The following is a 19,394-nucleotide window of genomic DNA, read 5'->3' on the forward strand; positions in this document are numbered from 1 at the left end:
GATCAGTTGTCCTATCGGTTGGTGGTGCTGTGCTGGGAAGGATTGCGGTTATCTACCGTCAGGAGACCTGCGGCGATTTCGGCCGTGACGCGTTCGAAGGCGCGGCGGGCGGGATCCCCGATCAGCTGCCAGTCGATGATCGAGCCGTTATCCAGGGCCGCGTCGTAAGGAATGTCGATGATTGTCCGCACCGCTGAACTGAGCTGTTCGCGTAGGTCCGCCTGGTCAGCGGCGGAGACCTTGGCACCACCGCCCTGAGTGACGATAACGACGGCGTTGGCCACCAGGTCTTTGTAATGGGGGTTGCTCTGGCGCTCCGACATGGATTCGAGCTGTTCGATCATCCGAAGTGCCGATACGACGGCGTTGCGCTGGAGCCGGACCGGGATCACGAGCTGATCGGTGACCTCGATGGAAGCGAGCCAGTTCTCTGAGCGGGTGTTGTTGCCGGTGTCCAGGACGATGGTGTCGTAGAAGCGGCTGACGACGGTGTGGATGCGGTTGAACTCGTCCGCGCCGATGGACTTCATCCGGTCCGGATCCTCGTCGGAGGCCAGAACGGAGAACTGGTTCTGGCCCTGGTGACGGGTGTAATAGGTGAAGTCGCCCTTGCGGGCTTCGATGGTTTCGAACTTCCCCAGGACGTTCAGCAGGTCCCACACGGTGCGGGAGGAGCCGTTCGCGTTGGTCCGGACCCCGAGGGTGCCCATCATTTCGTTGTTGTCCCAGACAATGGCGTGCTGGCCCGAGTGAATACCGAACGTTGAGCCGATACCCACGCTGCACATGGTCTTCCCGACCCCACCCAGGGGCTGGGCGACCATGATCCGCATAGGACGTGAATAAACGCGCTGGATCGCGGACAGGTCAGTCCGGCGTGCCAGCTCCACTGCGCCGACTTTGGGCTTGATCAGACCGAACGTGATGCTCCGAAGGAAGGCCTGCCAGCCGGTAGCCGGTGGCAACTCATCGTTCATGTTGTCCTTCTGCAGCACGGAGGCGCTGCGCCGGCCACTGACCAACGGAACAGCCTGCACCGGAGCTCCAGGCTCGCTCAGTGACTGAGCCTGCCCTGCTGCGGGGACCTCACTGGTCGCCGGCTCAGGGCTCACCTGGGTGGTGTCCTCACTCTCGGGTTCCGTTGGGTTGAGAAGGCTGATGGGGGCACGGGACTTTCGCTCTGCGCCGGACCAAGTGGTACTCATGAGTTCTTCCTTCCATTCGTGGTGTGCTGAGAGGTGGAAATCTGTGGGGCTGCTTCCCGGAATCTGACCGGTTCCGGCCCGCATGGTGGGGGCTCCGGACTAACCGGCTGCACCGCCGGCGCGAGTGGATCCGTGAACAGCGGTGCCGTGCCGAACTCATCCAGACCCAGAGCCTGTACGGCGTTCACTGGGCGGCCTTGGGACTGATGGAGGTCACAAGCCATGGATCGTCCTGGCCGATGCGGTGGAGCATCATGTCCCAAGGGCCGTCGTTGGTATAGAACGATGCCGTGACGGTCATCGGGTTCTGCGCTTCCCGGCTGATCGAGGGACCATCCGTGACGGTGGAGAAGGGGATCCGGGCCGGGTCGATATACCTGGCGTCTTCCTTGTACTCGATGGCCAGCAGCTGCTCCAGCTCGGCGAACCACATCGTTTCCGGGACGTCGGGCCGCCCGAACAGTTTCATGGCCTTCGCGGCCGTTTCCCTGACCATGGCCTCCGAGCCCGCGTCCCAAGTGACATTGGGGCCTTCGTAGTGTTCCGTTGCGTGGCCGACATCGACCGAGTGCTCGCCGCTGGCCTCTCCACCGCCCGGGGTAGCTGTAGCTGACGCGGCAGGAGGCGCACTGGCAGTGTTGGATGCTGGTTCGCCAACACAGCCACCCAGCAGAAGCGTGCCGGCCATGAGGGCCGGGAAAACCGCGAGTTTACGCATCAGAGGATGCCCTTCTCTTTGAGGATCGGTGTCGGATCGATGGTGGCGTTGATGGGGATCATCGGGTTCGGCAGCGCCCCGGCAAAGAACTCCATATGCAGGTGCCGGCCGGTGACGTTGCCGGTCGCGCCCTCTGTGCCCAGCGGGGTCCCGGCGGCAACGGTGTCGCCTTCCTTAACCCGGACCGAGCCGGCCTCCATGTGATACATGCCGATCGTGAGCTTGCCGTCCGTGGTCTGCCCCGTCACGCCCGTGCCGAAAAGTCCATCGAGGTTCCGGACCTTCACGATCTTCATGTCCGTAACGGCGACGATGGTTCCGGCGTGGCCTGGAGTGGCGAAGTCGATTCCATAGTGGAAGTTGGCCAGCACTCCCCCAGCCGTACCGGCTGGAGCGGCGCGCGGCCCGTAGCCGCTGGTGTTGATCGATTCAGCCATCGGCCTGACCCACTTGCCGGCAAGGTCCCCCACGACCTCATTGCCGGCTGCGGGGCACGCGCCCGAAGGATCCACCAGGGCGGCTGCTTCGCCTCCGAGAGCTTTGACGATTTCCGTAGCCTGGGGACGGAACCGGGTGTAGTGGTTCGGGTCAGCGTTCCGCTGTGCCCGGTGGATAGCGATCGTGGGCTCCAGCGACTCCCAGCCCTCCACCCTCTGCAACGCCTTGAAGAAAAGTGCCGAGGACTTGGCAGGATCCATCCGATCCGCGTAGGGGCCCCACGAGTCCCGCTGCTGGAACAAACCGCGAGAATCCGGGCCGGCACCGTCACCGAAATCAATGACACGCAGCGTCGACTCACCAATGGAAGCCTGAACCCCGATTAACTGAGCCGCCACGGGCATCCCAAGATCCGAGGCTGCTTTCATGATCGCCGCGGCATTCCTCATCTGCTCCGCATCGACTCCAGCCACCGGGCTGCCGGGAACAGGTGCGGCAGATGACGCCGCCGCCGTCCCTGGAGCCACGCACGCCGAGGCTGCCGGCGCCGGAGTCCCTCCGTCATCGAGGACCACGACAACAAAACCCAGTGCCAGGGCAGTTGTAGCGGCAACAGGAACGACGATTTTTCGAAACGCTTTTCCTGCCACGGCTTTTGCTGCCCCAGCTGCAGCGATACGCACTAGGAAGTCCGCCTGATCCCGTTGGTTCGAAACCAGGAATCTTTGAGGTTTATTGGGGGCCGTGTTGCGCGCGTGAGGGGAACTCCATGGAGCAGTGGATCTTCGGACACGGGCCAGTTCCTCGAAACGAGCAGCGTCTCCATGTGAAATCCCCTCGTTTCGGCTGGTGGCTTCGGCCGCCGCTCAACGCTGATCACGTGACTCCCCCTTCGATGCTCACGCGTCGGCTCGCTCAATCAACGATACATGCCTGTAGTGAACATGTGCAATGCCTGTAGTGGGCATGAATTGTTCATATATCAGGGGCTGAGGTGACGTTACGATGATTTGGCTTCGTTCCTCGCCTTGGAACGCGGCGGGAGGGTGAGACCTAATGCAGACGACACGGCGGGGCCTGGTCGGCCTGGCGTTCTTTGTACCGGCAGCCGCACTATCTGGATTCGCGGTTGTTATGGCCCGCAAGATCGTTAAACGGGGACCAAAGGACTACCGTCGTGCCGAATTGACAGATGATGGCCGCAGAGTCCGCATCGATTTGGACGACTACACCAAAGCCCTGGGCGACTTTGGCGTGTTCGACCCTGTGGCCGAGAGCTACACGAGAGTCGGCGAGGTCACACTGATCGATGAGGATCAGAAATACGTGGAGCGGCTAATTCACCCTTCGGGTGCCGGGCCGGCACGCCTGGGCCCCCTGGTCGATTGGACCCCCGATGTGTTCTTCGAACCCTCTGCGGTGGCCGAACGGTTCGAAGAGGTGCAGATCCCCACAGCCTACGGCGCGGCGCCTGCATGGCTATTCCAAGGAAAGAACACCGACACATGGGTGATCCATATCCATGGCAGCTGGACAGACCGCTCGATCATGTTTCGGGACGTCCACGCTTTCAGTCCCCTGGGATTTACCTCCTTGGTTCCGTCATTCCGCAGCGACCAGGAGGTCAGCCCACCACAGGCCGAATCGAGCCACCTTGGGCAAGCCGAATGGCGTGACGTGGACAGCGCCGTAGCCTACGCAGTGGCTCATGGAGCCAGGCGGATCATCCTCTCGGGCTGGTCAATGGGTGGCACCATCGCGCTGCTGACAGCGGAGCGCAGCGCTTACCGGGACCGGATCGTCGGAGTCGTCCTGGTAGGGCCGGTCACGAGCTGGCGCAAGACCATCACGGCGGGGGCGGCGCGGGCGGGCGTGCCGGCGATTGGGGCCGGCCTTGTCATATGCCTGCTGCAGGCACCCCCGTTCGCGAGGATGCTCGGGTTGGAGGAACCGATCAATTTCGATGCACTTGAATGGGTCGATGTACCTAACCGTGTGGCAGTCCCGACGCTGGTCTTGCACTCCTACACAGATCAAGAGGTTCCCTGGGAGATCTCGGCGGCGTTCCAACGCGCGAATCCTGACACCGTCACCCTGATTCCCCTACCTGAGGCGCATCATACCCAAGAGTGGAACGCCTCTCCTTGTACCTTCTCCAACGAACTGACGGCTTGGGTCAGCAAAACGATCTTGGCTCAGCAGGGCTAGGTCTGTGCGTCTAGCTTGGCCTCAATTTGGCTGATTCTGCTCTGAACAGACTCCGGGAACATCGTCATGTTCCCCCTCTGGTAGTTGTGCAGAACGATGAGGCTTTTGTAGACCCCGTTTTCGAGCGTTTCATTGAAAAGGTCCCACGCCGGGCTGACTCGGGATTGATCTGCATTTACCCGGGTCCTCAACGCAGTAAGCCAGAGCGCATCGATCATCCAGAGCCGCAACTTCGGGAGCTGCTTCGACAGGAAAAGAATCAGCCACCCCGCAGCCGTCACCGAGAGGCCTAAATAGAAAAGGCGGTCAAACCAGGATCCGATCGCTTGGGCGAAGGCGTCCCAGGGCGAGAAATGGAACAGCACCACGTATGTAATGTGGCACGAACAAGCCGCCGCAACCACGAGCAGGCCCGCTGAGAATGTTGCGTACGGGCCCCTCGCCTTGTGCCGAAGCATGTAGATGATCCTGAGCACGGTGAACAACAACGCGAGCATGTACGTGCCGCTGTACGTGGCAGTTGCGAGCTGGTCCATGCGGGAATCAATGAAGCCCGCAGCCGATGGAGCTTTGTCCTCAATCAGGGCGAAGCTGACAATCATGATGGGAATGCTCAGGAACGGGGCGTAGTAAGTCCTGCTGACTGGTACGTTCGCTAACCGCCGCACGCTGTCGTTGAAGAAGAAGATCGCTAGCAGCGCGAAGATGGCTTGAAGCAGGTTCGTCACGTTGATGCCACCGAGGTGGCTGTCGATAACCTCTAGCGGTGTGACCGTCCCTAGGACATAGAGCGCCGTCAGGCCGAACATCGAGGCCAGCCACGACGCCCGGGATTCCGCCACCTTCACCACCGAGGGGATCCGAAGGAGGCATAGGGCACTTAGCAGTGCAAAAGAGCAACAGTTTCATGGTCTAGCTGAGGAAAGGATCAGGATCGGACGAGCTGCGTGCACGGGTCTTCTTCGACATCTCGAAAGCGAAATCCTCCACCCACCGTTCGACAGGATGATTCGGAACGGACCGGCAGGTAACGCTAATTGCGTCCGCGGTTTCCCTCAGCATCTCTTCAGAGAGATCCGGCAGAGCCAGGGGAATCCGAAAGCTCTCCAAGTAGATGTGTCCGAGCTCGTGGTAGATGCAGTGGAGTTTGTATTGCCGCGACTTCTGCGGGGGGAAATAGACGTTTATGCGATCTTCAAATTCGGCTTTGAAGGCCGTCAGCGCACCCCAGGATTCCTTGTACTCGATCAGATTGATCGGCTTCTCACAGATCACGGTCAAGCGGTCGATAACTTCCTTCATCGACGTCGTGCCGTCTCCGCATAACTCCCGGACCTTTTCCGGGACCGGCGGGAGGGCCATTCACTCGTCGCCTTTCATCGATGCATCGATGATCCTGGTGATCGTCCTCAGTGTTTCTGGCGAGGTGGCCCCCAGGTTTCTCGCTGCAAAGTTCTTCACTTTGAGCTTCCGCATCTGCACAAGGAATTCCATACGCGCTTCTACCTCGGGAGGAGTCTCGCTGTTGAGATCACACAGATAACTGGCCGGTATGGCAAAAACGAACTCTGCTATGCCCTTCAGCAGTTCTTGATCCGTCACCAGGCTGCCAGTGCCATTGATCAAGTAGGACCACCGTGTCCGCGACAGGTGGATTCCGTGGGCGGAAAGTGCTTCTTCGACATGAGGGTAAATGAGCGCAGTGTTGTTATCTGCCTCCCAGATATCCACCAGGATGCCCATGCGATCCGCTAGCCGCTCTTTCTTCTGTTGCTGCGTAAGAAACACGCTGCGGCCCCCATCTGCCATCTATACAGCTCCTTAGCCAAGCTCAGCCACTTGTCTAGGCCGCCACTTAGGGCGGGCGGGCAGCTGACACAAGAGATGTTACCCGATGCCTACCGCAGGGTGCAGGCAGTGAGTTGTGCATGTGCGGAGCATGTATGTAGTCTTTCGGTGGCCTGGTCTTTTGAAGGAGCACTAGGCGCCACCGCGTCAGGACCTGTAGACCTACAGGTTCTCTGCGAAGAATAACCTTCATTTGCTGGCAGAGGAAAGGAGTGGTGTTGCAGGACCCACCGGCATCGGAGGAACGGAGCGGCACGCGCGTCCGCTACAGCCTCCTGACATCGCAGGTGGAGCAGAGGTACGCCGCACTGGGTCAAGCTCTGGGGCTAAGTCCATCCAGGACTGAAGCCCCGACACGCCGACGCGCCGCATCCCACTTAATGCAATCTAATTGCGATTGGGTAGTCCCAGCACCCTATTTAGGAGGACTCATGGCACGCATGCACAAAGGCGACCGTCACGTTGTCACGGCAAAGATTCCAAGGGCCGATGCAGATAAGCTACGCCGAGTCGTAGAACTTACTGCTGAAACTCGGTCTGACATAGTGGCCAGGCTCCTCCATGAGCACTTACAGACCATTGACTTAGAAGCGCTCGACACCCATGAGACCTTGCCCATGGCGAAGGCGTCATGACCAACCGAAATATCAAGAGGAGCTGCCCATCGGCCGCATCGCCTCTTAAATGACGAAGGCCCGCACGAGGCGGGCCTTCTAAGCATTTGACTCACTACCTTATTTGCTTGCCGGCGACGAGGTAGAGAGTCCTTGAGAATCAACTCGGGCCTTGCGGTCCGGGCATCTTCCTATCCCTTGAGAGGAATAGCATCATCGTACCCCACGAGATGCGCGCATGCACAGACTTACAGAGTCCGGGCGCGCCGCAGGCACCATGCCGACCTGCCGAAGCTTGGGCCGCACTAGCTCCCCTACTTGCTGGGCAGCCTCGCGTTCGCCTTTCCCGCGATGGCGGCAAGACGTACCCACAGAAACATGAACGAACGCTAACCCCAGGCCTTCCGTCCTTCCCTGCCGCAGTCCGGATCTTCGGCAAGGATGGCACGTGCGCCGCGATCTTCCTTGACTTTGACTCCTCAGTCGCGGGCATCGACTGGGTCGAAGCCGATGTCCGCGCCGTGCAGACCTGGCTGCATTCGTGCGGTGCGCGGTGGATTGAGGACTACTCCCCCAACGGCGGCCGACACGTTTACATCCCGCTGGAGAAACGAGTCACGTTTTCGGAAGCCCGAGATCTTGTTGAGGCCCTGGGTAACCGTCACCGGAGCCTGGATAAATCCCCGCACCAAAACCTTCTGCACGGCTGCGTACGAACTCCAGGTTCTCCCCACAAGCGCGGCGGCCACCAAGAACTGGCCATGAGCCTCAGCATGGCTTACGACGTCGCCCGCCGGCCCAACTCGGCCTCCGTATGGGCCGCCATGAATGCCGACCTAGTCGGGGAGATCAGCGCTGTGCGTGCGCTGCGGCTGGAACAGAGGCTCACACCGACGGACGTCGATGCACCCAAAATTCAACACCCCACCGGCCGGATGTCCCGCGTTATGCATCAAATGGCACAAACAGGACTCTATGACGCTAACCGCTACGCGACCGACTCAGATGCACGGCAGGCAATCCTCGTCGGAGCAGCGGCGGCCGGGATGGAACTGACAGATGTAGAACGCCGGATGATGCAGGGGACCTGGCCCGGGCTGGCCTCCTTCTATGCTCGCTACGCTTCCCGACACCGCAGCCAGTCCCTGCGCCGCGACTGGCTTGAGGCGGTTACTTACGTAGCGAAAAGCTCAGGGTCCAGGGAAGGGAAGAACAATGCACGTAAATCCCCCACAAGCCAGCCAACTACACACGCCCCGGGGTTACAAGCAACTTCGCTCCCTACGAATTCAGATGCAGAGCATCAGCACATCAGAACCTGGCGAAGCGCGCTCAGACTGAAAGAGCACGCCTACACCGATTCGAGGACGGGACTGGCACGCAGAATGGTGCTGAGAGCACTTGGGGAAGCTGCTCACATGACGGCGTCTAGGTTCGTTGAATTCGGTGTCAGGTCCATTGCAATCGCTACTGGACTTGACCACACGACCGTCGGATCCCACTTGAGAGCGCTGCGCGGGGAGAGCGACGGCTTGGTCACCCTGGTCGAAGAAGGCCGCGGCACCAAAGGAGATCTCTACATGCTTACCGTGCCTGAGGACGTGAAAGCTGCCGCCGAGGACATGACCTGGCAGAAGGGGAAGATCCATGCCATGAGGCCGGTGTTCCGCGAGCTAGGTCTACCGGCCGCCTTTGTTTACGAGACATTGGAGCACTCCCCCGGCTTGTCGACAGCGGGAATCATTAGGCTGACAGGGCTTTCCAGGACGGCTGTTAGTGAAGTGCTTGAAGTAATGGCCGCGTGGAACATGATTGTCCGTGATATGACGCGGGCTTGGTCAGTGGTATCCGCGACGTCGTTGAAGGATCTCGCCGAGTACTTCGGGGTCATGGAAGCTGTCGCCGCGCAGCTGCAGCGGTACCGGATTGAACGAGTCCTTTGGAAGGAGTGGCTGTCCAAGAATGTCAATACCGTCGCCGAGCTCATCTCCCCCGGTGAGGACTATCCCTGGGAGGACTTCGAGGGACCACCGGATGAGTGGGCCCTGGCGGACATGGCGTTCACACGGGCTGGTTGATCCATCCCGACGGGCTCAACCAGACCTGCAGTCTGGTACTGACGTACTCTGTAGGTCTGGTAATCACGAACTTACAGGGTAACAGTGTCCGATCCGCAGTGAGCGTGCGGTTCGCCGCGGCCACGGGGCGTGACATCTAGGACATATTTAGGCCCGTGGGGTTAGGCCTAACGCAACGCGGAGCTCATCCTCAGTTGAACCGACCAGTTCCTTCTGTCGCTCCAGCAACAAGTCCACGGCAACTCGGATCAGCGTGTTATCCGTAATGCGTTCGCCCTTTTCCCTCCGGGCGCGTTGAACCTTAGTAGCAAGTACTGTCAGCTCGTCGGCCTGGTCCGCGTGCAGCCTCAATTCCTTGCGGACCAGGTCCGTGTAATGCGTGTGGCTCGAAACAACGGGTCCCTCAACTTCTTTTGCCGCTTGGGTCGAAGTGGCATGCACGACTCCGTTCTCGCGCATGGGCGCAATCTCCGACGCCACTCCCCCATCGGACTCCGGTGCAGGGTTAGCTGCCGGAATGGGTGATGCAGCTCCTTCTGTCGAGGGTGCCTTTGAGCCGTTATGCAAAGCAGCGGCCTCATGGACAATGTGGAGGGTGGGAGCATCTCCACCTAGGTCAATAGGAGGGGCTTCCTTGATCTCCCGAGTCTGGGTAGCAAAGTTTTTGAATCCACCTTTTAGTGCCATGGAGTTCAGCCCTTCCTGGTCTTGGCCCAGAGACTAAACAGTTCCAGAGCGACGTCTTTGTAATCCATAGTTGCTTTCTCGGAGTTGCGAGTTTTTTCGTAGGAAGTAACCACCGTCCCGTACATGGGTGCCCGCTCGTGTGCCTTGTAGGAGCGAACAAACGAGTTGCAAACGAGGATCCCCTGCTCTCGCAGCATGTCCTGTGCGTCCAACGCATCCTGCGGTGAACGCGAATCGGCCTTTGTGATCACGACCCTGTAGTCCAGGCCGAAGGGCTGGACTATCTTCTCGAAAGTGTAGACGAGAGGCAGCAGTGCCAAAGGAGTGGCTTCTGTAGGCATCACGATGAAGTCCGATTGGCCAACGATGGCCTTGAGAACCTGAATGTTTTCCAAGTTACCAGGGGTATCGACGAAAACGGTGTCGTAGTCAAGATTGCGCATTTGTGTGAGCGCTTCCGGATCCGTCTCGGTCGCCACGTCGAACTGCAGCTGTTCCTTTTCAGGGAGTTCCTCTGCATTGGTTGCCCACATCGTTACTGAACCCTGCGGGTCGGCGTCGACGACAAGCACCTTCGAGCTCTGTGCGGCAACGGCGGCAAGATTCATCACCGTTGTGGTTTTTCCGGCGCCGCCTTTTTGGTTGACGACAGCTACGACCCTCATGAGTGCTTCCTTAATTTTGGATTTCCATGGCACTCGTAACGACTTGGGATTGGGGCCCCACCTAAGCCCCACCAACCCGAGGAAATGGGTTAGTTCGATCAAAGGTAGGGAACATCTGTCAGTCGCCGGCAAGCGCTACGCCAAAATTACCAGCACCACTCCCCCTCTGTCGGAAGAATCGCCGTAGATGCACAGACTCAGTGACTTTGTTTCTCTGTCACTCTATGAGTCCGGAACTCTGTAAGTCTGTTACTAATGATGCAGGTGGGCCAAATGGGCCTACTCCCCCACGATGCCCGTTCCTGACACTTCAACCGCGCCAGGAACGGGCAGTCGCTTCATGCCCCGAAGCGACTCGGCCCTTTATGGAGATGCATTGGTCCTAGGTTCTCAGGCGCCAGGGGTTGACGGACTCGGTGAGTCGCGTACTTCCGGACTCACAGACTCACGGGCTTACTGGCTTTTGGAGGCACAGACTCATGGGTCTGGATGATTCGGGTCTCGGCGGTCCAGGGTCCGACGTGCTGCTACAGTCGCACTCACGCACTCACGCACTCATGGGCTGACAGAGTCCGTGACTGCGTGAGTTCCGAAGTCACGGAGTGTGGGTCGGCAGCTGCGTGCGGCCAACGTTCTTATGCCCCACGGACTGACGCACTGACGGACTCGGTGAGTCACGTACTTCCAGACTCACAGACTCACTGGCTCGTGGAGTCACAGACTCACGGGTCTGGATGATTCGGGTCTCGGCGGCCCAGGGTCCGACGTGCTGCTACATTCGCACTCACGCACTCACGGACTTGACAGAGTCCGTGACTGCGGGGTTCCGAAGGATAAATCGCGATGCGATCAAGCCCTCACTTCGACTGTGGCGGGTCGATGGTCACGGATGATTGTCATGGCTGGGCGGGAATGATTCTTTACGACCCGGGAAACCAAGTTCAAAAACGACCGTTTCTGACGTGTGTTCGGCACGCCTCCGAAAATAATTGAAAAAGCAATCCTATCGTTGGTCAAAACTGGTTTTCGAAATGAAAGCTGGTCAAAACCTAGAGCGGAGGCTTTTTGACGTGGCCGGCAACGTAATTGGGTACGCGAGGGTGAGCACGCGCGGTCAGTCATTGGACTCGCAAGTGGACGCACTCGTCGCAGCAGGTGCTGTGCGCGTGTTTCAGGAGTATGCCTCCGGCGCCACCCAAGCAAGGACACGATGGAAGGAATGCTTGGACTACCTGCAGCCGGGGAATGTTCTGACAGTTACTGATCTGACCAGGCTGGGCCGCAGTACCGCTGACTTGGCTGACATCGTGACCGTACTGGGACAGCGGGGGATAGGGTTCCGTTCCCTCGCTGGATACCACCAGCGCGCACGGAAAGCTCCTCTTCGACATGTTCGCGTACCTTGCCGAGTACGAACGGTCCCGGTTGTATGAGCGGACGAGGCCGGCCTGGCGGCGGCGAAAGCCCGAGGGCGGCTCGGCGGCAGACCTCGAACGATGACTCCATCCAAAACAGAGGCCGCCCGGCAGATGCGCAGCCAAGGGAAAACCTTGAAGGAGACGGCCCAGATACTCAGTGTCAGCGTTTCATCACTGACTCGCGCCCTTAGCAGGAATGACGTCTCAGAAGTCACATCCGAAGCCGCGTAACGCGCCTCTAGTTTTGGGATAACAGTGGGCCTTGGCGCAACAGGCGGACGTCCTCAGCCCACCTTACTTTCTAGAAGGCGTTTCATTTGCGTCTCAGCATCCCAGGCCTTCAACCACGTGACGACCTCAAAGTGTGCGATGCGAATTGTTGGTTCCCAGCCTCGGGCCGGCGGGAGGACATCGGCCAGCATGTCTCGAAAGGCTCGCTGATAGTTTCGTCCCCCGTTCATGGGGAAAAGTGGGGGCTTCGGTTTGCTGAAATTGCCACCTCTGATCACCTCGTGCGTTAGACAGCGATCTTCCCAAGTGGTTTTGTCGAAAGCAACGGAGACCGACTCTGGGTAGTTCTGTAGTGCCGTCTTCCTGTAGCGATTGAAGTGTTGCTCTTCGTCGTACTCAATAATTCGCTGACGTCCGGATGAGTCTGTCCAGAGGGCATCAAGACTTCGCCATTCTCGAGGCGGCATGATTTCGGGGAGAAGCAGCCCTGTTAGGGCCGCGTAGATCGCTCGAACGGTATCCCAATCCTGCCCGCACTCAGCTATGCCTGGTCTTTGCAACCAGTCGGGGCACGCTTCCCGCTGCAGGACGTCCCCCGTAGCGGCTTCGACAAGGTCCAAAACTCGGTTCTGTTCCTTTCTAGGCATGTTGCACGAAGGTTGCTACGGTCGTCGCTTCGGCAGGTAGCCTCTTGCAAAGGAAATTGCCTCCGGCGCCGGGGATGATGACTTCGTCACCAGGTAAGTCCTCGTACATCATGGAGATGCCGTCTGCTGGTCCGGCTGCCTTGCAGTGGGTACCGTCGGGTTCTGTTTGGAGCAGGTATGCATTGGGGCACTCACAGGCTGTCGTGAATGCGTAAAATCTTCCTCGCAAAACTTCCCTAAGCAGAGCAATTGGGTAGTAGAGGACGTGTTTTCTACATAGAGCTGGGACTTCGACCTTGTCCCCCACGACGGAGCTCTGCGGCAGCTCAGCTGCGTGCGTCCAAGGCTTCAGCTCGATATGTTCAATTGCGGACCGCAACATCTTTCCAGCGGAGAACCGGAGGAACTCGTCTTCAGTACAGGGCCTCCCTGCTGGCCACTGCACGGGCATCAGAGGCGGCCATAGTTGGGGCATCCCCAGATCCATCGTCACGTCGATCTCCGAGGCCGGAGAGACGAACCGCATCCCGTGCACGACGAGCTCACCGAGCACAATCGTTAGCGTGTAACCCGCGGGCAAATCAGGTTCCGGTATACCCGCCACACGTACAGTGAAGGGCATCACGCGAACGGCCGACCCTGCATCCCCCTGGTACCGGCCCACCCAGAAGCGGCTTCTTTCGAGGGGTTGCTTCCTCTTTCGAGTTTCGTACAGCGCCCTGTACTCGGCCTTCGAGAGGCCATAACCTCCTTCTCGTTGCTCCTCGCTAGAGAGAAGCATCGCGGTGAGAGCGGTTTTTTGAGCCCACATCGCGACAAGGGGCTGATCTTCCAGCGCAATCGTTCCCGACTCCCCGAGGATCAGCGGAGTAAGAACGCGCTGAGCGGCATCTTCCAGCTTGCTCATCCAGCCGTTGTTGCAGGTGGCACAAACGTTCTTCACCTGCAGCCGATAGGGAGGCTGTTTCCCCATATCGCGAGGTAGACCATTGTTTGGGCCGGCTCGGTGCTGGACGGGTCTGAGGTCCAGGCCGATCTTGCTGACCCACTTACCGAATACATGTTCGCGAGTCAGCGGCCCCGACGTACCGCAGAAGGCACAAGAAATTGGCATGAGTCTGATTATTCACTTGCTGCCGCTGAAGAACACACTCCATCGTCCAGTTGTCCCCTGCCCGTCTTGGCGTGGCCGCTCGGATGGGGACTTTGTGACAATCAGAAGCATGAAGAGCAAACCCGCTAGGCCCGCGCCCAAGAGACACCACTATGTCTCGCAGGTTCTCCTGAAACAGTTTTGCGCGATGGCAGACGGGAAAGAAGGGATCTGCCAGATAGAGGTGATCGACGGACGGACAATTGACCCAAAGCCGTCGAAATCCATGGGATTCGAGTGGCACATGTTCAAGCACAAGGGCGAGTGGATGGAGAAGCTCTGGCAAGAGGTTGAGGGGCCCATGGGCGATGTCTGCAAGACCCTGGCCGAAGGGAGGCCGGAAGACGTCGAGCCACGGAAGGTTGCTGTCTCGGACTTTATCGCCCTGCATTTCGCCCGAAGCCTGGAAACGAAACGAATCCATCGCGACTCGTACGTGAAAATGGAACGTCAAACCAGAGCAAACCGTGAGATGCAGCTCAAGCTGGCCACTCTCCGATACCCAATGCTCAATCTCGAATTAGCTACTTCGGTGCTCGAAAGCATGTCGGAATCCGTTCTGGAGCCGATTCAAAACCAGGAAGCCATGGGCTCACCCTTCCAAGAGTTCGTTGAGTCTGCCTTCGCCTGTACCCGGCAACAACTCTCCAATTACAGCTTGTCCATCAGGTCGGCATTATCAGGAACCGAGTACCTCTTGGGGGACTGCCCAGCTGTAGGCATAGACCGCGGGATGAACCCGAGGCGCCGCCCACCCCTGTTTGAGGCAAAAGCTCTCATCATGCCCCTTAGCACGCAATATGCAGCCATTGTCTATCCGAGAAGCTCGGAAGATCCCGTCTTCTCGGTTGACCCTACGGGTGACGAAGAAGTTTTGGCGATAAACCATGGGCAGATAGCGCAGTCGCAGAAAAGAGTGTTTTACCGTCCTGGCAGCGGGCACGAAACGACCGTGCGCACGTACCTTGGCCTGAGCAAGTTTGAGTAGGTCGAACGGGCAGGATTGATTGTCGTGGGTCCACATGCAGAGGTTTCGTGCAGCACCGTCCCCGGCAAAGCCGGCCGTCTCAGGCTTACTGCGGCACGTTGAGTTGGAACTTCGCGTCGTGGGCGGCAGGTAGCCTGAGAAAGATGGTTGTCCGGAGGTGGAGGCCAGTCACCGCGCAGGAGATCATCCAGCGTTGAATGCTGGAGGTAGGTCAAATGGGTGCGCCGTACGTGTCGATGAGGCGATTAGTAGATAACTCCCTGTCCGCCATTTTGGGCGCAGTCGAGGTCTACAACAAGCCGCGCATGACCTACAGGGACGAGGTCACCGTGATGCTTGTGGTCAATGCCTGGGAGCTTGCGCTGAAGGCAACCTTGCGGAAGAACAACAAATCGATCTTCTATCCGAAGAAACGGGGCGAGCAATACAGATCCCTAACCCTCGACGATTGCTTGGGACGAGTATCCGCGCAAAACCTGTGGCCTTCGAAGATCGACGGACCGGCCATAGTGGCAAACGTGAAGGCCCTCTCCGAGTACCGGGACCGCGCCATTCATTTGTACAACGCCCAGGGGCTTGGCGCGATTATCTACCCATTTCTGCAACAAAACGTCCTTAATTACCGTGACTTCATGCTAGCCAAATTTAACAAGGATCTTGCTGATTCCATGACATGGCAGCTCCTGCCGCTCGGGGCGACAGCGCCGGCAGATGCGGTGAGATTCATGCGCACGGACAGCAACGCAACGATGGTTACAGAAGTGCAGCAATTCATAGACGCGCTCCGAGGCTACATGGACGAGGCAGAAGCGGCTGGCAGTGACGTGGCACGCGTAGCCACGATCTATGACATCAACATGCAGTCAGTGAAGAAACTGACGAGTGCGGACCTAGTTGTAGCAATCTCTCCGACGGGAGATGGCCAAGTCGTGGTCCGAAAAACCGACCCCAACAAGACTCATCCGTACAGCATGAAAGAGCTGCTTAAAAGAGTCAAAGCGCGACGACCAGGCCGTGAATTGAACACCTATGACTATCAAGTTGTCTGCTGGAAAGAAGACTTGAAAAACGAATCGAAGTACGCGTGGAAGCACAGCAACGCAGCAAGCTATGTATGGTCGGGTGATGCCGTCAGTTTCCTTGCCTCGCTGGATGATGACTATTTCGACAAGTCTCGGGAAGAGTATCGCGAGAGAGCTTGAATACCCTGATCACGATCAGGTACGGGAGGCCCGCACGAGCAGAAGCACGGAGACCGGGTGATTACCGCGACGGCCATACTCAGGGCTGACCAGATCTGCCGAATGACCGCGAGATGGCCCGGATGGGGTAAAGCCGTCAGCCGGATAATCCCGGCAACAACTAAAAGAATCCCCACCGTGGTCAGCTGCCCTATGAACATCAGCAGCGCCACGACCAACGTTCCGCCGTAGGTCAAGGAAAAACTCAAGGTGTCCGCATCAAGGGGCATCGCTGGGGGCAGTGTCACTGCTTTTCTGCCCAACGTTCGTGGGCGGACTGGCGGCTGATGCCGACGGCGCGGCCGATGTCGGCCCAGGACGCTCCGGCCGCCTTGGCCGCTGCGACGGTCTTGTCCAGCCGGTGGCCGGCCTGGCTGTATTCACGCGCTGCCGCTTCCACACCGAGGATGGCTTCCGAGGGAGCGATATGGGCATTCCACTCGTCCTGGATGGCGTCTTCGACTTCGCTTGAAGCATTGGCGAATTCGTCCGGGGCAACGTAGTCCCTGCGGCGGCTGAAGTCGGCGGCCGCCGGGGTCGTGACCCGTTCCCACATTTCTCCTTGCCAGCCGCATACACAGGCTCCCCGCCAGCCGATGATCTCCTTGTCCGGGATTAGCTCGTAATCGGGCATCGTGACATCCGGGACGTAGCGCCCCGTGACACCTTTGACGAGCATTCCTTCGGCTGTCGAAGATGCGGACAAGCGCCCGTCGGGCGCCACGGGCGCCGCCCAGCCCTCGTGCTCGTTGTCGTTTGATACCCAGCCCATAACCACACCTTTCGTCAGGAAACCCTGACGGTAAGTGTTTCAGTGACCTCTGACAAAAGCCAGAGCCTTCAGGCTTGGCTGCCAGATCAGTGGGACCTCTCGTATCCCAAGGGTTACGAGACAACCGCCGTGGCGAGGTCGGCTGCATAGAGAGATGATGCGGCCCTTTAAGGGCCGCGTCCCACCTCCTAAGCGAAAGCGCGCCTGATATGAGCATGAGTAAAGACCTCGCCGAAACGCTGACCGCCCTTGCAACCCTCGTAACCCTTCCTGAACTGACCACCTCACAGCTTGGCTGGCTCGTGGTGCTGTTCGTGCTTTTCGATAGGCGGGACCGACGCAACGGTATGGACGAGCGAAGCCAATTTGAGGCCCTCAGGCCGCAGCCTGGGGGACCGCACTGGAAGTGGGCTTAGCGCTTGGTGGCGCGAACTCTGGGCGGACCACGGCAGTAACGCTGCTACGGCACCGCCGCGGCGCCTGCCATCCTTGGGATATGACACGAACCTGGTTATCGGTGACGGTGGAATTGCTCGGCGGTCGTGGTGAAGAGCTGTGGCCCTGGTCTGGGCGTATCTTCGCGGTCGGACCGTCGCACACCTTCATGGATCTCGCCAATGCCATCAACGATGCCTTCGCCCGGTGGGACCGCTCGCACTTGTCAATGTTTACCTTGGCTGACGGCCGGGTCATCACTGACGAAGAGACGGGAGCCGAGATGGCCGGATCGATTCGCGGGCCGGTCATCGCACCGATCGACATCGCTATTGCCAAGGTCACCCGGACGCTGGAAGCGGGGGCTGAGTTTCAGTTCACGTACGACCTCGGTGATTCCTGGATGCACCGATGCGTGGTCGGGGAAGTGAAGGTAGACCCGCTGGAGGTACTGGGTGTCCGCCCTGATGTCCCACTGCCTTACTGGGGATGGGGCAGCATCCCGGACCAGTACGGGCGCCGATGGGCTACCGACGACGGGGAGAGCCCGACGCCGGGGAAACCGGGCACGCCGCACCCGATGCTCCTGCACGCCTGGCCGGCGCAGGTGCAGGTACCGGGGCTGGACCTGTCCGAGCTGCGTGGAGCCATTGTCTCGGCAGATGCGGGCCGCTTCATCGCAGCGGTGACGGGACGGGACATCGATGACGCTCTGCAGCAGGTGGGGGCCGGCATACCAATGGCGCTGGAACAGAGACGCCAGGAGACCGAGCCGGTGGCACTGTCAGTCATTAACCGGCTGACGTGGCGCGGCATCGCTGGTGACCGGGTGCTGGCCGCGGACCTGCTGGCCGGTCTGCGCCACGAGCCGCTAGCAGGCCGAGTGGTGCCGGTAGACCTCGACATGCTCAGCATCGTGCTGGAAGGGGATCCCGACCTGTCGACCGGCGGCTATCTCGACCTGCACGCCGGGCACGTGTACGACGAGACCGCCACTGACCCGATGTTGATGGTCGGGGAGGACGCCGCCATCGAAGTGGAGGAGGAACCGGACCGCTGGCTTCGACTCAACCGCACCGGTTCACGGAACGGCTGGCACGACATGGCGGCCTTCGCCGAGCGGCAGCACGATGAGGCCCTCCGAGAACGGCTGGAACGGGCGATCGAGGGCAAAGGCGCCTTCTACCGGTTCCGAGACCTCCTCCACGGAGAGAACCTCAGCGAACAGTGGCACGCCTTCTCCACCGACCGCCAGATGGGCCGTGCCCGCGAGTTCCTCGCTGACAATGGCGTCCGCGTGGGCTAGCGAGCCCGGCCCAGTCAGCGCGGGCACAAGACCGTACCGCCCGTCTCATACCCTCAACCGTGGAGCAGCTTAGTAACCGATCGTGAGGTCGAACTGCGGTCGTCAAGTTCTTGAGACAGTTCGTCGTTTGTTTGGTTAGGCGGCCAGTGGTTCCTGTGCGGTGGTGTTGTGGTTTGTGTGGGCGGTGGCTGGTGGGATGCCGCCGGCCCTGCGGTTGGGTCGGCGGCGGTTGTACCAGCCTTCGATGTAGTTCATCACGGCGGTCCGGGCAGCGAGCCTGGAACCGAAGCGTTCGTGGTGGTAGAACTCGGTTTTGAGGTGGGAGAAGAAATTCTCGGCGACCGCGTTGTCCCAGCAGACCCCGACCTTGCCCATGGACTGGGTCACCTTGTTGGTGCCGCACCATTTCTGGAATTCCTCCGAGGTGTATTGGGTGCCCCGGTCCGAGTGAAAGATGACGGAGTGCTCGTCGAAGTGGCCATGGTTCCGGGCCATCCGCAGGGCCGCGGTGCAGAGGCTTGCCCGCATGGGTTCGGCCATGGCCCAGCCGATAACCATGCCGGAGAACAGGTCGATGACGGTGGCCAGGTAGAGCCAGCCCTCGCCGGTGCGCAGGTAGGTGATGTCGCCGACCAGCCGGGTCCCGGGCGTAGTTGAGGTGAAGTCGCGTTTGCCCTGGTCATCGAGCAGGTGGTTCTCGATGTGTGCTGTTTTGGCCTGCGGGTCCTGGAGTGTGGTCCGT

The 19,394-nt window shown here is 59.6% G+C and carries 18 protein-coding genes and 1 pseudogene; 7 read left to right on the forward strand and 12 right to left on the reverse strand.

All coding sequences use genetic code 11. The features are described from left to right. Positions 1–11: 11 nt before the first annotated feature. The 3 genes from EYS21_RS21730 to EYS21_RS21740 form a co-directional block, all read right to left on the reverse strand. Complete coding sequence (locus tag EYS21_RS21730) at positions 12–1,205, reverse strand: ParA family protein (RefSeq protein ID WP_131135328.1); 1,194 nt, start codon at positions 1,203–1,205, stop codon at positions 12–14. Between the two features lie 184 nt (positions 1,206–1,389). Then, positions 1,390–1,923, reverse strand: a complete 534-nt coding sequence (locus EYS21_RS21735) for a hypothetical protein (protein WP_131135329.1) — start codon at positions 1,921–1,923, stop codon at positions 1,390–1,392. Next, a complete protein-coding gene (locus tag EYS21_RS21740; protein ID WP_242633557.1) occupies positions 1,923–3,011 on the reverse strand; it encodes a M23 family metallopeptidase in 1,089 nt (362 codons plus the stop codon). Before EYS21_RS21740 ends, EYS21_RS21735 begins: the two co-directional genes overlap by 1 nt. 484 nt (positions 3,012–3,495) lie before the next feature. On the opposite strand from EYS21_RS21740, the gene EYS21_RS21745 reads away from it, so the two are divergent. Next, positions 3,496–4,569 (forward strand): alpha/beta fold hydrolase, encoded by a 1,074-nt coding sequence (locus EYS21_RS21745; RefSeq protein ID WP_242633558.1) that lies wholly within the window; start codon positions 3,496–3,498, stop codon positions 4,567–4,569. Here EYS21_RS21745 and EYS21_RS21750 read toward each other — a convergent pair. From EYS21_RS21750 to EYS21_RS21760, 3 genes are all read right to left on the reverse strand, one after another. Then, a complete protein-coding gene (locus EYS21_RS21750) occupies positions 4,566–5,420 on the reverse strand; it encodes a hypothetical protein (protein WP_131135331.1) in 855 nt (284 codons plus the stop codon). The two genes, EYS21_RS21745 and EYS21_RS21750, sit on opposite strands and share 4 nt — an antisense overlap. Positions 5,421–5,481: 61 nt before the next feature. Further along, positions 5,482–5,931, reverse strand: a complete 450-nt coding sequence (locus tag EYS21_RS21755) for a hypothetical protein (protein ID WP_104062328.1) — start codon at positions 5,929–5,931, stop codon at positions 5,482–5,484. Next, positions 5,932–6,378, reverse strand: coding sequence for a hypothetical protein (locus tag EYS21_RS21760; RefSeq protein ID WP_131135332.1), 447 nt, complete (start codon positions 6,376–6,378; stop codon positions 5,932–5,934). A gap of 883 nt (positions 6,379–7,261) precedes the next feature. On the opposite strand from EYS21_RS21760, the gene EYS21_RS21770 reads away from it, so the two are divergent. Continuing rightward, positions 7,262–9,109: a helix-turn-helix domain-containing protein gene (locus tag EYS21_RS21770; protein ID WP_131135334.1), complete on the forward strand. Its 1,848-nt coding sequence runs from the start codon at positions 7,262–7,264 to the stop codon at positions 9,107–9,109. A 147-nt stretch (positions 9,110–9,256) separates the two neighbouring features. Here EYS21_RS21770 and EYS21_RS21775 read toward each other — a convergent pair whose 3' ends face one another. Continuing rightward, complete coding sequence (locus EYS21_RS21775) at positions 9,257–9,568, reverse strand: hypothetical protein (protein ID WP_207307853.1); 312 nt, start codon at positions 9,566–9,568, stop codon at positions 9,257–9,259. A 233-nt stretch (positions 9,569–9,801) separates the two neighbouring features. After that, a complete protein-coding gene (locus EYS21_RS21780; protein WP_131135335.1) occupies positions 9,802–10,461 on the reverse strand; it encodes a ParA family protein in 660 nt (219 codons plus the stop codon). Between the two features lie 1,031 nt (positions 10,462–11,492). Between EYS21_RS21780 and EYS21_RS21785 the strand changes: the two are divergent. After that, positions 11,493–12,110 (forward strand): annotated as a pseudogene (locus tag EYS21_RS21785) (recombinase family protein). 53 nt (positions 12,111–12,163) lie between these two features. On the opposite strand, the gene EYS21_RS21790 reads toward EYS21_RS21785, so the two are convergent. Together EYS21_RS21790 and EYS21_RS21795 are read right to left on the reverse strand one after the other, a co-directional pair. Further along, on the reverse strand, positions 12,164–12,730 hold the full coding sequence (locus tag EYS21_RS21790; protein ID WP_131135336.1) for a hypothetical protein: 567 nt from the start codon (positions 12,728–12,730) through the stop codon (positions 12,164–12,166). 19 nt (positions 12,731–12,749) lie between these two features. Beyond that, entirely contained in the window at positions 12,750–13,664 is a 915-nt protein-coding gene (locus EYS21_RS21795; RefSeq protein WP_131135337.1) for a hypothetical protein, read from the reverse strand. Positions 13,665–13,980: 316 nt separating this feature from the next. On the opposite strand from EYS21_RS21795, the gene EYS21_RS21800 reads away from it, so the two are divergent. Further along, positions 13,981–14,898, forward strand: coding sequence for a DUF4238 domain-containing protein (locus tag EYS21_RS21800; RefSeq protein WP_165478380.1), 918 nt, complete (start codon positions 13,981–13,983; stop codon positions 14,896–14,898). A gap of 215 nt (positions 14,899–15,113) precedes the next feature. After that, positions 15,114–16,100 carry a DUF3644 domain-containing protein gene (locus EYS21_RS21805; protein WP_131135339.1) on the forward strand — a complete coding sequence of 329 codons (987 nt, stop codon included), beginning with the start codon at positions 15,114–15,116 and terminating at the stop codon, positions 16,098–16,100. 283 nt (positions 16,101–16,383) lie between these two features. On the opposite strand, the gene EYS21_RS21810 is transcribed toward EYS21_RS21805, so the two are convergent. After that, positions 16,384–16,911 carry an AsnC family protein gene (locus tag EYS21_RS21810; protein ID WP_131135340.1) on the reverse strand — a complete coding sequence of 176 codons (528 nt, stop codon included), beginning with the start codon at positions 16,909–16,911 and terminating at the stop codon, positions 16,384–16,386. Positions 16,912–17,120: 209 nt separating this feature from the next. On the opposite strand from EYS21_RS21810, the gene EYS21_RS21815 reads away from it, so the two are divergent. Both EYS21_RS21815 and EYS21_RS21820 read left to right on the forward strand, forming a co-directional pair. Continuing rightward, positions 17,121–17,327: a hypothetical protein gene (locus EYS21_RS21815; protein ID WP_131135341.1), complete on the forward strand. Its 207-nt coding sequence runs from the start codon at positions 17,121–17,123 to the stop codon at positions 17,325–17,327. Positions 17,328–17,407: 80 nt separating this feature from the next. After that, a complete protein-coding gene (locus EYS21_RS21820) occupies positions 17,408–18,652 on the forward strand; it encodes a UPF0158 family protein (protein WP_131135342.1) in 1,245 nt (414 codons plus the stop codon). 135 nt (positions 18,653–18,787) lie between these two features. On the opposite strand, the gene EYS21_RS21825 is transcribed toward EYS21_RS21820, so the two are convergent. Then, on the reverse strand, positions 18,788–19,394 hold a 607-nt coding region (locus EYS21_RS21825), incomplete at its 5' end, for an IS3 family transposase (RefSeq protein ID WP_242633559.1).

The sequence above is a fragment of the Arthrobacter sp. S39 genome, from assembly GCF_004320525.1.
In the GTDB taxonomy this organism is placed as follows: Bacteria; Actinomycetota; Actinomycetes; order Actinomycetales; family Micrococcaceae; genus Arthrobacter.

Coding starts and splice junctions, on each gene's coding strand:
- EYS21_RS21730 (WP_131135328.1), bottom strand. CDS start 1,205: ATGAGTACCACTTGGTCCGGCGCAGAGCGAAAGTCCCGTGCCCCCATC.
- EYS21_RS21735 (WP_131135329.1), bottom strand. CDS start 1,923: ATGCGTAAACTCGCGGTTTTCCCGGCCCTCATGGCCGGCACGCTTCTG.
- EYS21_RS21745 (WP_242633558.1), top strand. CDS start 3,496: ATGGCCCGCAAGATCGTTAAACGGGGACCAAAGGACTACCGTCGTGCC.
- EYS21_RS21755 (WP_104062328.1), bottom strand. CDS start 5,931: ATGGCCCTCCCGCCGGTCCCGGAAAAGGTCCGGGAGTTATGCGGAGAC.
- EYS21_RS21760 (WP_131135332.1), bottom strand. CDS start 6,378: ATGGCAGATGGGGGCCGCAGCGTGTTTCTTACGCAGCAACAGAAGAAA.
- EYS21_RS21770 (WP_131135334.1), top strand. CDS start 7,262: ATGCGCGCATGCACAGACTTACAGAGTCCGGGCGCGCCGCAGGCACCA.
- EYS21_RS21775 (WP_207307853.1), bottom strand. CDS start 9,568: ATGCGCGAGAACGGAGTCGTGCATGCCACTTCGACCCAAGCGGCAAAA.
- EYS21_RS21780 (WP_131135335.1), bottom strand. CDS start 10,461: ATGAGGGTCGTAGCTGTCGTCAACCAAAAAGGCGGCGCCGGAAAAACC.
- EYS21_RS21795 (WP_131135337.1), bottom strand. CDS start 13,664: ATGAGCAAGCTGGAAGATGCCGCTCAGCGCGTTCTTACTCCGCTGATC.
- EYS21_RS21800 (WP_165478380.1), top strand. CDS start 13,981: ATGAAGAGCAAACCCGCTAGGCCCGCGCCCAAGAGACACCACTATGTC.
- EYS21_RS21805 (WP_131135339.1), top strand. CDS start 15,114: ATGGGTGCGCCGTACGTGTCGATGAGGCGATTAGTAGATAACTCCCTG.
- EYS21_RS21810 (WP_131135340.1), bottom strand. CDS start 16,911: ATGGGCTGGGTATCAAACGACAACGAGCACGAGGGCTGGGCGGCGCCC.
- EYS21_RS21815 (WP_131135341.1), top strand. CDS start 17,121: ATGAGCATGAGTAAAGACCTCGCCGAAACGCTGACCGCCCTTGCAACC.
- EYS21_RS21820 (WP_131135342.1), top strand. CDS start 17,408: ATGACACGAACCTGGTTATCGGTGACGGTGGAATTGCTCGGCGGTCGT.